The organism is Mycobacterium sp. SMC-2 (assembly GCF_025263485.1).
In the GTDB taxonomy this organism is placed as follows: domain Bacteria; phylum Actinomycetota; class Actinomycetes; order Mycobacteriales; family Mycobacteriaceae; genus Mycobacterium.
In genome coordinates, this window is record NZ_CP079863.1 from 5,472,191 (window position 1) to 5,485,259 (window position 13,069).

At 62.7% G+C, this 13,069-nt stretch carries 10 protein-coding genes; 8 read left to right on the forward strand and 2 right to left on the reverse strand.

Annotated features, from left to right (window positions below; genetic code table 11):
* Positions 1 to 167: 167 nt before the first annotated feature.
* Positions 168 to 995 carry an acyl-CoA thioesterase II gene (locus KXD96_RS25700; RefSeq protein ID WP_260741542.1) on the reverse strand — a complete coding sequence of 276 codons (828 nt, stop codon included), beginning with the start codon at positions 993 to 995 and terminating at the stop codon, positions 168 to 170.
* 350 nt (positions 996 to 1,345) lie between these two features.
* On the opposite strand from KXD96_RS25700, the gene KXD96_RS25705 reads away from it, so the two are divergent.
* The 8 genes from KXD96_RS25705 to KXD96_RS25740 all read left to right on the forward strand — a co-directional run bounded on the left by KXD96_RS25705 (position 1,346) and on the right by KXD96_RS25740 (position 11,169).
* Positions 1,346 to 2,566, forward strand: a complete 1,221-nt coding sequence (locus tag KXD96_RS25705; RefSeq protein ID WP_396877456.1) for an MCE family protein — start codon at positions 1,346 to 1,348, stop codon at positions 2,564 to 2,566.
* Positions 2,563 to 3,588, forward strand: coding sequence for an MCE family protein (locus KXD96_RS25710; RefSeq protein ID WP_260741544.1), 1,026 nt, complete (start codon positions 2,563 to 2,565; stop codon positions 3,586 to 3,588). Before KXD96_RS25705 ends, KXD96_RS25710 begins: the two co-directional genes overlap by 4 nt.
* On the forward strand, positions 3,588 to 4,670 hold the full coding sequence (locus KXD96_RS25715) for an MCE family protein (RefSeq protein ID WP_260741548.1): 1,083 nt from the start codon (positions 3,588 to 3,590) through the stop codon (positions 4,668 to 4,670). Before KXD96_RS25710 ends, KXD96_RS25715 begins: the two co-directional genes overlap by 1 nt.
* Positions 4,667 to 6,064 carry an MCE family protein gene (locus KXD96_RS25720; RefSeq protein ID WP_260741552.1) on the forward strand — a complete coding sequence of 466 codons (1,398 nt, stop codon included), beginning with the start codon at positions 4,667 to 4,669 and terminating at the stop codon, positions 6,062 to 6,064. The genes KXD96_RS25715 and KXD96_RS25720 overlap by 4 nt, the downstream gene beginning before the upstream one ends.
* Entirely contained in the window at positions 6,061 to 7,302 is a 1,242-nt protein-coding gene (locus KXD96_RS25725) for an MCE family protein (RefSeq protein WP_260741555.1), read from the forward strand. The genes KXD96_RS25720 and KXD96_RS25725 overlap by 4 nt, the downstream gene beginning before the upstream one ends.
* Positions 7,302 to 8,897 carry an MCE family protein gene (locus tag KXD96_RS25730; RefSeq protein ID WP_260741556.1) on the forward strand — a complete coding sequence of 532 codons (1,596 nt, stop codon included), beginning with the start codon at positions 7,302 to 7,304 and terminating at the stop codon, positions 8,895 to 8,897. The genes KXD96_RS25725 and KXD96_RS25730 overlap by 1 nt, the downstream gene beginning before the upstream one ends.
* Positions 8,898 to 9,086: 189 nt before the next feature.
* Positions 9,087 to 10,289: a cytochrome P450 gene (locus tag KXD96_RS25735; protein WP_260741559.1), complete on the forward strand. Its 1,203-nt coding sequence runs from the start codon at positions 9,087 to 9,089 to the stop codon at positions 10,287 to 10,289.
* Between the two features lie 43 nt (positions 10,290 to 10,332).
* Positions 10,333 to 11,169, forward strand: coding sequence for a mycofactocin-coupled SDR family oxidoreductase (locus KXD96_RS25740; RefSeq protein WP_260741562.1), 837 nt, complete (start codon positions 10,333 to 10,335; stop codon positions 11,167 to 11,169).
* 213 nt (positions 11,170 to 11,382) lie between these two features.
* Here KXD96_RS25740 and KXD96_RS25745 read toward each other — a convergent pair whose 3' ends face one another.
* Positions 11,383 to 13,044 carry an FAD-dependent monooxygenase gene (locus KXD96_RS25745; protein WP_260741566.1) on the reverse strand — a complete coding sequence of 554 codons (1,662 nt, stop codon included), beginning with the start codon at positions 13,042 to 13,044 and terminating at the stop codon, positions 11,383 to 11,385.
* Positions 13,045 to 13,069: the final 25 nt, after the last annotated feature.

Consider the following 13,069-nt stretch of genomic DNA (forward strand, 5'->3'; position numbering starts at 1 on the left):
GGAAGCTCCTTGACTGAATAGAGACGGATTAATCGAAGATTATTAAGGAAATCTACGGCGCCCTGCGGGGGCGGTCAACTGAGGTGGATGACTCGGCAAGCCGGAGCGGCGACAACGCCTGCGTTGGGCCCAATTCCCAGCGCTCTGGTTCAGGACGGAACGCGGCATTACAGCCCGGCGGAACCCGTCCGCATTGCCCGGATCATGTTGTCCTGCACGAACGACGCGACAAGCTGCCCATCTCGCCGAAATACGTCGGCGCGCCCGTAGCTTCGACCGCAGCCCGCGTACGGACTGCGCTGCGACAGCAGCAGCCACTCGCCCGCGGAGAAGGGCTCATGGAAGGTGATGGTGTGGCTCAGCACGCCGGTCGAAAGCGTCTTGTGTGCGAGCGCCTGCCCAACCCCTGGATGGGGCCGCATGGCAGTACCGATGAGGAAACCGTCTGTGGCATACGCGAGCAGCGCTTGCCCGATCACCCGATCATCGGGCGCGCCGACGAAGCGGTTCCACACGTCGAGCTCGGGCGGGCCGACGGCTTCAGGATCGTTGATGTCGACGCCCCCGACGACGCGAATCTGCCAGCCGCCCTCTTCGTCACCGTGCATTTCATCGGGATCCGATGCGATCACAGGCGAGTCGGCGTGGCGGATGATGTCCTGTTCATCCGCCGAGAGGAGCACCATCGATTTGGCGCAGATTCGCTCACCCTGACTGATCGTCACAGTGGAACTCGCCAACGTCCGGCCGCTGTGCACCGGATCGACGACAACCTCGACCGGCTCGTCCGGCGACGCGGTCCGAGCAAAGACTATGTGCAGCGTCTTCGCGGCCTTACCTTCGTGGCCCAGGCAAGCGGCCACGATGGATTGCGCCATGAGCTGTCCGCCGAAGACGACGGAGCTCCCCATGTCGACGTTGCTGCCGATGAAGCGGCCGGGGCCCGCCTGCGTCAACGCGAGGCTGTCTAGAAGCCCCTGGACGGTGAAACCCATCGCTACCCGGCTGCGCTAAACCGACCGCCCTCAAGGCGGGCTTCGCATCGGTGTTGCATCGCCACCGTCGGATCGCTCACGTCAGCAGGCATGCAATCTGCCGGCTTCGCCCCCAGCGCCGCGCAGCCATCGGCACACGGCCGGCCCGAGATGGCAAGTGAGCACCAGGGCAGGGTCTTGCGCCTAGCGACATAGCGGTGAATTTAACTACCTTAAAAAATCGCTGTCAAGCGCCCAGAACCCTTTAATTAAGTTAGGTAGGTTGCTAGCCTGGCGCGCGTGTCTCGTCAATGCGTGGGTCTCGTTGACCAGCTGTGCACGGCATTGACACCTGGCAGAGGCAGACTGCGGTGACCGCAGACGCGCTAACCCCGCGCCCCTTCCCCTGGCTGTCAGTGCTACGACCCATTGCGGGGTTAGGGACCATCCTCGCAACCGCCCTGGTTTTCGTGTTTGTGGCGGACATCTTCCAAGGCAACTTAACTAGAACCGTTCCGGTGACGGTGCTGTCGGATCGTGCCGGACTTGCGATGAGTCCGGACGCCAGGGTGAAAATGTTGGGCGTCCAGGTCGGCAAGGTGTCCTGGATCGAAGACTTGCCCGACGGCGGAGCCGCGATCCACCTTGCGATGGACCCAGCGCGGCTGCATCTCATTCCGGCCAATGTTCTCGTCGACGTCGCATCCACGACGGTGTTCGGTGCCAAGTTCGTGCAGCTGGTGCCTCCCGCGGACCCATCGCGTGCGCCGATGTACGCCGGGCAAGTACTGGATTCCAAGCATGTCACCATCGAGATCAACACGGTGTTCCAACAGCTGACGTCGGTGTTATCAGAAGTCGAGCCCGCCAAGCTCAACGAGACGCTTGGCGCAATCGCATCGGCATTGCGCGGGCGGGGCGAGAAATTCGGTCAGATGGTTTCACATCTGAACAAATTTCTGGCCACGGTTGATCCGAGCCTGCGCACCTTGAGCCATGACATCGAGGTCTCGCCAGCGGTCATGAATGCCTATGCCGATGCTGCGCCGGATCTCGTCAAGATTGCCGGCAACGCGACGCAAGTGAGCAAGACCTTCGTCGAAGAACAGCAGAACTTGGACACGTTGCTGATCAGCACGATCGGACTGGCCGATGTCGGAAACGACGTGGTGGGCAACAACCGGCAAGCGCTCACCGATGTAGTTCATCTTCTAGTGCCGACCACAGATCTGGCGAACCAATACCACGAGGGGCTGACCTGCTCGCTGCGGGGAATGTTGCCGCTGGTGCATACCCCGGCGTTGCCCGATCCCGGCGTTGTTATCTCAGTCAGTTTGCTGTTCGGTCGGGAACGATATCGGTACCCGTCGAACTTGCCAAAGGTCGCGGCGAAAGGCGGTCCGCACTGTATGGATTTGCCGAATGTGCCGTTCGCCAAGCGGGAGCCCTTCCTTGTCACCGACGTGGGCGCTAACCCAGCGCAGTACGGAAACCAAGGAATCCTGCTGAATTCCGATCGGCTCAAGCAAATGCTTTTCGGGCCGATCGACGGGCCGCCGCGCAACTCTACACAGATCGGTCAGCCGGGATGAGCGCCCTTGCGCGCACAGGCGTCAAATTCGGACTCTTCGCGACCCTGACGGCGGTCTTAACAGGGTTCCTGCTCGTTGTCTTCAGCGAATACCGCACCGGTTCAACGAATGGATATTCGGCGGTCTTCGCCGATGCGTCGCGGCTCAAGGCAGGCGATTCGGTGCGTGCCGCCGGTATCCGGGTTGGCACGGTCAACGGCGTTGCGCTGCAACCGGACAACACCGTCTTGGTGACGTTCGATGCTGACCGCAACGTCGTGCTGACCACAGGTACCCGGCTGGCCGTGCGTTACCTCAATCTGGTAGGAGATCGCTACCTGGACCTGATAGACGGTCCCGGTTCGATGCGGATCCTCCCTGCCCACGCGCAGATTCCCCGGGACCGTACCGAGCCGGCGCTGGATCTGGATCTCTTGCTAAGTGGGCTCAAACCGGTAATCCATGGCCTGAATTCTCAACAGGTCAACGCGCTGACCGCATCGCTGCTGCAGATCGTACAGGGACAGGGAGGAACGCTGCAATCTCTACTGTCCAAGACATCGTCGTTCACCAGCGGGTTAGCGGACAACGACCAAGTGATCAAACAGCTCATCGACAATCTCAACACCGTTGTCGCAACGCTCGACAAGAACGGTGACAAGTTTTCGGGTGCGGTCGATCGCCTCGAGCGGCTGGTGAGCGGGTTGTCGGCCGACCGCGATCCGATCGGTGCTGCCATCGATTCGCTGGACAACGGAACCGCATCGATCGCGAACCTGCTGGCCACAGCGCGCCCGCCGTTGGCTGCAACGGTGGGCCAGTTAAATCGATTGGCGCCCATCCTCGATCAGGACAAAGACCACCTCGACGCCGCGCTGCAAAGAGCCCCTGAGAACTACCGCAAGCTGGCGCGATTCGGTTCGTACGGAAGCTTCGTCAACTACTACATCTGCGAACTGTCATTGCGCGTAACCGATCTGCAGGGTCGCACCGTCGTGGTCCCGTGGTTCAAGCAGAAAGACGGGAGGTGCGCAGAGCCCTGATGTTGAGGTACCGCGAAGCCAAGATGATGCGCGCCGGGTTCATCGGCGTGGTCCTGGTCGTATTGATTGTCGCGGTCGGGCTGCAACCGCAGCGGCTGGTGTCGTTGGCGACCGACGTCAGATATAGGGCACTGTTCGCTGAGGCGGGCGGCCTTGCTCTGGGCGACGCCGTGACGGTGTCGGGTATCAAAGTCGGGGCGGTGTCCGATGTTTCACTGCACAGCGGTAAGGCGCTGGTCACGTTCACCATCAACAGCAAAGTCCGGCTGGGATCCGACAGCACTGCTCATATCCGCACCGGATCGCTGTTGGGCCAACGGGTGCTGACCCTAGAGCCCGCCGGCCGCCGAAGGATGTCGCCGAACGAGGTCATCCCGGTCTCGCGCACTTCGTCGCCCTATTCACTGGTCGACGCGGTCAGCGACCTCACAACCAATGTTGCCGGAACCGACACCCAAACGCTCAACCAATCACTGGATACTCTCGCTGCCACAATCAATAGAGTTGCACCGCAATTGGGCCCCACATTTGACGGGCTGACCCGGCTGTCGCGCGCACTCAACGGCCGCAATGAGGTGCTGCGCGAGTTGCTCAACAGCGCTGGCAACGTGACCGGGATCTTGGCCGAACGCAGCCAACAGCTCAACACGTTGCTTCTCAACGCCAACGACCTAATCGGCGTTCTCAACGAACGCCGGCAAGCGATCGTCGATTTGCTCGGCAGCACCTCTGCGCTGGCCAAGCAGCTCTCCGGGCTGGTGGCGGACAACCAAAAGGAATTGGCTCCGATCTTAGACAAGCTCAATTCGGTCACCGCGATGCTGGAAAAGAACCGTGACAACATCGCCAAAGCACTGCCAGGGATGGCGAAATTCCAAGTCACTCAAGCCGAGACCGTCGCCAATGGCTTCTACTACAACGCCTTCGTGCCCAACCTTCCCCCCGCGCAAAACTTGCAACCTTTTCTGGATTACGCGTTCGGGTTCCGGCGGGGCACCAACGCGGGCCAGCCGCCGGATAATGCCGGGCCTAGGGCCGAATTCCCGTTTCCCTACAACGGAATTCCGGGAGGTTCCCGATGAACCGAAGGCGGTTGGTTGCCGTGACCGCAGCTGTGCTCGTCGGACTCATCATCGGTGGGGCGACCCCGCTCATTCGTCAGTCGTACTTCGCACCTAAGACGGTCACCGCGGTCTTCACCACCGCCACCGGCATTTACCCGGGAGACGAAGTCCGGGTCGCCGGGGTCAAGGTGGGCAACATCAGATCCATCAAGCCTGACGGCACGCAGATAACGATGACGTTGAATGTCAACCACGATGTGCCCATCCCCGCGGATGCCAAGGCGGTGATCGTCGCCCAAAATCTCGTCGCCGCAAGGTATGTGCAGCTTGCACCCGCCTACGAGTCGAGCGGGCCCACAATGCCCGATGGGGCGGTGATCCCCGTTGACCGCACCGCGGTGCCCGTCGAATGGGACGAGGTCAAAACCCAGCTGATGCGGCTGGCAACCGACTTAGGACCGACAAGTGGCGTGTCGAGCACCTCGGTGTCGCGGTTCATCGACAGCGCGGCCAATGCGATGAACGGCAACGGCGACAAACTGCGCCAGACGCTAGCGCAATTGTCCGGGATCGGCCGCATCCTGGCCGACGGTAGCGGCAACATCGTCGACATCCTCAAGAACCTGCAGACCTTCGTTACCGCGCTGCGCGACAGCAACACTCAGATCGTGCAATTTGAGGACCACTTCGCCTCACTGACCAGTGTGCTCAATGGTAGCCGCTCCGACCTGGACTCCGCGCTCAACGATCTCTCGGTCGCGGTCGGCGAGGTACAGCGGTTCATCGCTGGCACCCGCGACAAGGCATCCGAGCAAGTACAGCGGCTGGCCAACGTCACCCAAACAATTACCGATCACCGAATCGATTTGGAAAACATCCTGCACGTCGCGCCTAACGCCTTTGCCAACGGCTACAACATGTACAGCCCGGACACCGGAAGCGTTGTCGGGGCGGCGACATTCCAGAACTTCGCCAACCCGCTCTTCGCCATCTGCGGTGCCATTACCGCCGTCGCCGATGCAACCTCGTCCGAAACCGGAAAGCTGTGTGCGCAATACCTCGGCCCCGGATTGAGCCGGTTCAATTTCAACTATCTGCCGTTCCCGACCGACCCGTACCTGATGAAGTCGCCGGACAACATCATCTACTCCGATCCGAAACTGGCCCCCGGCGGTGCCGGCCCAGCGGAGACACCACCCGAAATTCCGCCAGCGGTGTCCGCGTACACCGGACTCAACGGCGATGTCCCCCCGCCGCCGGGGTATGGGCAGCCACCCGCGGTCGCTCCGGGCCCCTCCGCCCCAGATCATTTGCCGGCGTTCCCATCACCTGCGTTATACCCGGGCGCGCCGGTCTCAACGCCGACCAGCTTGTCGCAGATGCTGTTGCCGGCGGACGGACCGGCATCATGACCGGCTGGAGGTCGGCGCATCGGATCCTCGTGATCGGTGCCGCGGTAATCCTCACCGTCACCGGCTGTGCTTTTCGGGGGCTGAACTCGTTGCCATTGCCCGGAGCGGTGGGCCGGGGCGCCGGAGCCACGATCTACCACGTCGAAATCGCCAACGTCGGCACGCTGGAATCAAACTCACCGGTGATGATGAAAGACGTCGTCGTCGGCAGCGTGGGGAACATGACCTTCACGAACTGGCACGCCGATGTCGAGGTATCGGTGCGGCCCGGCGTGGTGATCCCCGCCAACGCCGTCGCCACCGTCGGTCAGACCAGCCTCCTGGGATCCATGCACCTGGCGCTCGATGCGCCCCTGGGCCAACCACCGCGCGGGCGACTCGAGCCGGGCGCCACCATCCCGTTGGACAGATCATCGGCCTACCCGTCGACCGAGCAGACGCTGGCGTCGCTGTCGGCCGTCGTCAGCGGCGGCGGGTTAGGACAGATCGGCGATATCGTCCACAACCTCAACACCGCGCTGTCCGGGCGGGAAACCGATTTCCGCGATCTGTTGACCAGATTGGACACCTTCGTCGGCACGCTGGATAGCCAGCGCGACAACATCATTGGCGCCATTCAGGGTCTGAACCGGCTCGCGAGCACGTTCGCCGGACAGCGCGACGTCATCGCACGCGCGCTGCGCGATATACCACCGGCACTCGATGTCCTGATCCGGGAGCGTCCACGCCTGACCACGGCGCTCAACAAGCTGGGAGTGCTCAGTGCCACTGCCACCCAGCTGGTCACGGACACGCAGGCCGATTTGGTGAAGAACCTGAAGAACCTCGAGCCGACACTTCGTGCACTCGCCGACGTCGGCGCCGAACTCGACACGGTCCTGGGCTACGCGCTGACCTTTCCGTTCCCGCAGGACTTCCTCGACCGCGGCTTCCGCGGCGACTACATCAACGTCTTCGCCGTCATGGACCTGACGATTCCCCGTCTCAAACGGGGGCTGTTGCTGGGCACTCGATGGGGTGAAGAGGGCGCGCCGCTAGTGGCGGCGCCGGGTGACCCGTATTACCTGAACTACACCTACGACCCGCTGGGGGCGCCGATCACGCCCGCACCACCGGCCGCTGCGCCAACCGGGCCGCCACCCGGGGCTGCGCCGCCGGAGGCCGGCACCCCACCGCCATCCCACCCGAAAGTCCCAGCCCCCACCGATTTTCCACCCCTGGACGAAGGCGGCCGCTGATGCTGACCCGCTTTGTCCGAATTCAATTGATCATCTTCACGATCGCTTCCGTTGTTGGAGTTGTGGTGATGGTGTTCGACTACATGCAGGTGCCAACGCTCTTGGGTCTCGGCCGCATCAGTGTGAAGCTGGAGTTACCCGCCTCGGGCGGCCTATACCGGTTCAGCAACGTCACGTACCGCGGGATTCAGGTCGGCAAGGTCACCGACCTTGAGATCATGGCGGTCAACCGCGTGGAAGCGACACTGTCGCTGGATATCTCACCGAAGATCCCGGCAAACCTGGTCGCCGAGGTGCGCAGCATCTCAGCTGTCGGTGAACAGTACGTCGACCTCAAGCCACGCACCAACTCGCCGCCGTACCTGCACAACGGATCGATTATCGCCTTGGACGACACCACAATTCCGCAGCAAGTCGGGCCGATGCTCGATCAGGTCAGCGCGCTGGTCAACAGCATCCCCAAACACGAGCTCGGCGCACTGCTCGACGAATCTTTCAAAGCATTCAATGGCGCGGGCTACGACCTTGGATCGCTGTTAGACTCATCGGCTGCGGTGTCCGGTGACCTCGCTCCTGCCTCCGACCGCGTCCGTTCGCTGATCGACGACAGCGCACCGCTAGTCGACTCCCAAGTCCAGACCACTGACGCGATCAGAGTGTGGGCACGCAGCCTCGCTGGAATCACCGAGCAGGTGGCAAGCGATGACCGACAGATGCGCACGCTATTGCGTAGCGGGCCCGGGTCCGCCCAAGAGGTTGCACGCCTACTCAATCAAGTGAAACCCACATTGCCAATATTGCTCGCCAACCTCAGCACGGTGGGTCAAGTCGGGGTGACCTACAACCCGTCTCTCGAGCAACTGCTCGTGTTGCTGCCACCCTATGTTGCCTCTACCCAAACATATGCTCGTGTCGACAATAACCCGACCGGGTTACCGCAGGGCGAGTTCGCGCTCACGCTAGGCGACCCCCCTTCGTGCACCGTCGGCTTTCTGCCCCCGTCGCAATGGCGATCACCGGAAGAAACTACCACCGTCGACACCCCGGACGGGCTGTACTGCAAACTCCCGCAGGATTCACCGATCGCGGTGCGCGGAGCCCGCAACTACCCATGCATGGGCCACCCTGGGAAACGCGCGCCCACCGTCCAAATCTGTAACAGCGATAAGCCTTACGAGCCACTGGCCATGCGCCAGCACGCACTCGGCCCATACCCACTCGACCCTAATCTGATCGCGCAAGGTATCCCGCCCGACGACCGAACCACCGTCGACAACCGCATCTTCGGCCCCGTCGAGGGAACACCGCCACCCGCTGGGACTTCGCCACCGCCCGGCGGAGCGCCATTGGCACCAGATCCGCAGCAAGGCCCGAATCCGCCCGGTGATGCACATTCGACAACCGACGCACCAGCCGGCCCTGCGGCGGCTCCCAGCGGCTTCAAAGGAACGGAACCCGGCCCGTCCGTTGGACTCGTCCGATACAACCCGCACACCGGTGAATATCTGGCGTATGACGGGAAGTGGTATCAGCAGTCCAATCTGGTAGCCGCTAAGACGCCGAAGTCCTGGCGGGACATGCTGCTACGCGGATGACGAGCCTCCGTGAGCGCCTTCGGAAAGGACAGGTATGCGATTCGCATTCGCCCACGGCGGATTCCATGCCGTGTGCCTCGGCGTCGAGCAGTTGAGCATCGACCAAACCGCCCGGGCCGATCATCCCCGGCTAGGTACGGAAACCGATGTATGCGAACATCTTTCGATGATAATGGAAGGATAGATGCCATGAAGGTCAGCGCCGCTAGTGACGTCTACTACGACCCATACGACATGGAGCTCAACACGGATCCCTATCCGGCATTTCGGCGGCTCCGCGAAGAGGCGCCGCTGTATTACAACGAGCAGCATGACTTTTACGCGCTGAGCCGATTTGCAGACGTCAATCAGGCACTGGTTGACTACCAGACCTTCAGTTCCGCGCGGGGCGTGATCCTGGAACTGATCAAGGCGAACATCGATATCCCGCCCGGTATGCTCCTCTTCGAGGATCCCCCGGTCCACGACATTCATCGCAAATTGCTGGCCCGTATGTTCACGCCGCGCAAGATCAGCGACCTCGAACCCAAGATCCGGCAATTCTGCGCGCAAAGTCTCGACCCGCTGGTGGGTACCGGGCGCTTCGATTTCGTGGCCGACTTGGGCGCTCAGATGCCGATGCGGGTGATCAGCATGCTGTTAGGTATTCCCGAAGAAGACCAAGAGGCCATCCGGGACCGCTCCAACGCGATGATGCGCACCGAAGCCGGTCAGCCGGTTTCGATGGCGTCCGACGGTATAGACAGCGGCGAGGTGTTCGCCCGATACATCGACTGGCGGGCCGACCATCCATCTGATGACATCATGACCGAGCTGCTCAATGCGGAGTTCGAGGACGAGATGGGCACCACCCGGCGGCTCACCCGTGACGAGCTGCTGCTCTACGTCAGCGTGGTCGCCGGCGCAGGCAACGAAACCACCACCCGGCTCATCGGCTGGACCGGCAAGGTGCTGGCCGAGCATCCCGACCAGCGCCGGCAACTGGTCGAAGACCCCTCATTGATCCCGCGGGCGCTCGAGGAGCTATTGCGCTACGAGCCGCCGGCCCCACACGCCGCCAGATACGTCACCCGCAACGTCGAGTACTACGGCCAGACTGTGCCCGAGGGCAGCGTGATGATGATGCTGATCGGGGCAGCCAACCGCGATCATCGCCAGTTCCCGCCCGACGGTGATGTTTTCGATATTCACCGCGAGGCTCGCCAGCACCTGACGTTCAGTGTCGGCACACACTACTGCCTTGGCTCGGCGCTGGCCCGATTGGAAGGGCGGATCGCGTTGGAAGAGGTCTTGAAGCGCTTTCCCGAGTGGGATGTCGACCTCACCGATGCCAGGCTGTCGCCAACCTCCACGGTACGTGGATGGGACAACATGCCAGCCATCATCCCCTGAGCCACAGCGTATTTGAGTTCGACATCAAAGAAACGAGGTAACCATGACGGGACGAGTCGAAGGCAAGGTCGCGTTCATCACCGGTGCGGCCCGCGGTCAGGGGCGTAGTCACGCAGTCCGGCTGGCGCAGGAGGGCGCGGACATCATCGCGGTCGACATCTGCAAGCCGATCGAGGGTGGATTGGTTCCGCCTTCCACGCCGGAGGATTTGGCCGAGACCGCCGACCTCGTCAAGGGTCACAACCGCCGCATCTTCACAGCCGAGGTCGATGTGCGTGATTTCGACGCGCTGAAAGCCGCGGTGGACACCGGCGTGGAGCAGCTGGGACGGCTGGACGTCATCGTGGCTAATGCCGGCACCGCCAAGGGCGGCGATACGCTGGAGAAGACCAGTGAAGAAGACTGGCAGGATGTAATCGACGTCAACCTGTCGGGTGTGTGGAAATCGGTGAAAGCCGGTGTGCCGCATCTGTTAGCGGGCGGACGCGGCGGCTCGATCATCCTGACCAGCTCGGTGGGCGGCCTGAAAGCCTACCCCCACACCGGAAACTATGTCGCCGCCAAACACGGTGTGGTGGGGCTGATGCGGGCGTTCGCGGTCGAGTTGGGCCAGCACATGATTCGGGTCAACTCGGTGCATCCCACCCACGTCAATACGCCATTGTTGCTAAATGAGGTCACATTCGGGATGTTCCGGCCCGATCTGGAGAATCCCGGGCCCAACGACATCGCTCCGATCTGCCAGCTGTTCCACACATTGCCGATCCCGTGGGTCGAACCCGTTGACATCAGCAACGCGGTGCTGTTTTTAGCCTCCGACGAATCCCGCTACATCACCGGTGTCACGCTGCCGGTTGATGCCGGCAGCTGCCTGAAATAAATCGGCTGGCCCAGCCGTGCGCGAATGGTAGTACCAGCCACCGTGGGCCCTATTCCATCATCGACGCGAATGGCCTGACCGATGATTCAACGTGCCATAGCGAAGACGAGAAACACTGCTGCGCGGACGATCTCGTTATGCGATCAATGCGGTTGCGGGATCGCTGCTGGGCCAATACCAGCGTGCGACGAGCTCGACCCCGACCCCGGTTTGCTACCCAGCCGCGGCAGACATCGACGACGTCGACCCCGGGCGCGTCACCTCGACTCCCGTCACACGGTCGAGCAGGGCGTCGACGTCGGGGAGCCGACGGCCTCGCCAAGCGACGTGCTGGTCGGGGCGAACGAGGATCAGCGGACCGGAGAGCAGGCCGACGGCGCCGGGATCGTCCACAGTCACGACTTGGAGAGGAAGGCCTCGCCGAGTTGCCGCGTCGACTAGGGTGTCGACCTTCGTCGCAGCGCCGACACCGACGTTCAGCAGGGTGAGGCCAGGGCCGAGGATGTCGTAGAGGGCGCGTCCGTCCTGCAGCCACAGGTGGGGGAGTCGACAGCCGGGTGTGGTCGATGGGTTGTAGGAGCCGATCTCGAAAGGCGGGGCTTGGCTCCCGTCCGGCCAAACTATGGGTGAGTCTGCGTAGTCGATGCCGAAGTTGAGTCCTACGCAGTCGAATTGGCTTCTGTCGTGAGTCGCAATGAGCTCGCCCATCCGCCGGCGCTCCTCCCGGCCTTCGGGGGTGTCGGCCTCGCAATCGGGCCCGACCCGCAGCAGCTCTTTGCTCTGCTTGAACCCGGTCGTGATGGCGCGCGCGACGCGTTCGCCAATGGGGCGGCGCTCTATCTCGTAAGTGTCGAGCAGCGGGTCGGGGGCCCAGCCGTTCAGCACGGCCGACAGCTTCCAGGACAGATCGACGGCGTCCCCGATTCCGGTGTTCATTCCGAATCCGGCGTAGGGAGTCCACAGGTGGGCGGCGTCTCCGGCGAGGAACGCGCGACGGTCTCGGTAGCGTTCCGCGACGAGGGCCAGACCGGCCCAGCGTGTGTCGGCCAGGATCTCGAACTCGACCCGCCGGCCGACGATCCGGCGGAGAACCTCCGGCTGATCGACGGGCATGTCCGGTTTATCGGCGGGGACCTGCACATGGATGAGGAATGTTTCGATGCCATCGACGGCAATCACGCTGTAGGTGCCTTCGTGGTTGCGCACCAGCGCCATCCAGACGCGGTCGGCACTTGATGCGGCAAGCTCCCGGGAGCGTATGTACATGGAGTACTGGTAGTGATTCAGCGCGGTGTCTCCTACCAGCGATACTCCCATCGCTCGTCGCACTGTGCTCGATCCCCCGTCGCACCCGACCACGTATCGGGCCTGCTCGCGCGTCCGACGGCCCGAGGCGTCCTCCAACAGGTCGACCTCGACGTGGTCGTCCATCTGCCGGTAGCCCTCGAGGCGCACCCCGCGGCGCAAGTCGACGCCGGGGAGCTTATGCAGCCGGCTCTCCAGGATGGGCTCGAAGTGCAGCTGGTTGACCTTGTGGTTGGGTTCGGCCGTCGGCCACAGGTCACTCGTCCAGGAGCCATCGAGCACTTGGCGGGACGAGGGGTAGGAGAAGCGGCAATACTCGGGACCCCCGTAGCGCACCCGATATACGACGTCGGTGGGATGGTCAGGCGGCAGCCCGGCGCGACGGATGTCGTCTGCGAGGCCTAGCCGGCGGTAGTACTCCATCGTCCGGGAAGCGACGTTGTTGCAGCGCGGGTACTCCACTGGACCCTCACGAGGATCGACGACGAGAGCGGTGACACCTCGCCACGCCAGATCCAGACCGAGCGTCATACCCACCGGCCCCGCGCCGGCCACTATCACGTCATACATCGGACCCTCCCGCCGAGATCGCGTC

Excerpts from the sequence above, each read along its gene's own strand:
- KXD96_RS25700 (WP_260741542.1), bottom strand. The coding sequence starts at position 995 with ATGGGTTTCACCGTCCAGGGGCTTCTAGACAGCCTCGCGTTGACGCAG.
- KXD96_RS25710 (WP_260741544.1), top strand. The coding sequence starts at position 2,563 with ATGAGCGCCCTTGCGCGCACAGGCGTCAAATTCGGACTCTTCGCGACC.
- KXD96_RS25715 (WP_260741548.1), top strand. The coding sequence starts at position 3,588 with ATGTTGAGGTACCGCGAAGCCAAGATGATGCGCGCCGGGTTCATCGGC.
- KXD96_RS25720 (WP_260741552.1), top strand. The coding sequence starts at position 4,667 with ATGAACCGAAGGCGGTTGGTTGCCGTGACCGCAGCTGTGCTCGTCGGA.
- KXD96_RS25725 (WP_260741555.1), top strand. The coding sequence starts at position 6,061 with ATGACCGGCTGGAGGTCGGCGCATCGGATCCTCGTGATCGGTGCCGCG.
- KXD96_RS25730 (WP_260741556.1), top strand. The coding sequence starts at position 7,302 with ATGCTGACCCGCTTTGTCCGAATTCAATTGATCATCTTCACGATCGCT.
- KXD96_RS25735 (WP_260741559.1), top strand. The coding sequence starts at position 9,087 with ATGAAGGTCAGCGCCGCTAGTGACGTCTACTACGACCCATACGACATG.
- KXD96_RS25740 (WP_260741562.1), top strand. The coding sequence starts at position 10,333 with ATGACGGGACGAGTCGAAGGCAAGGTCGCGTTCATCACCGGTGCGGCC.
- KXD96_RS25745 (WP_260741566.1), bottom strand. The coding sequence starts at position 13,044 with ATGTATGACGTGATAGTGGCCGGCGCGGGGCCGGTGGGTATGACGCTC.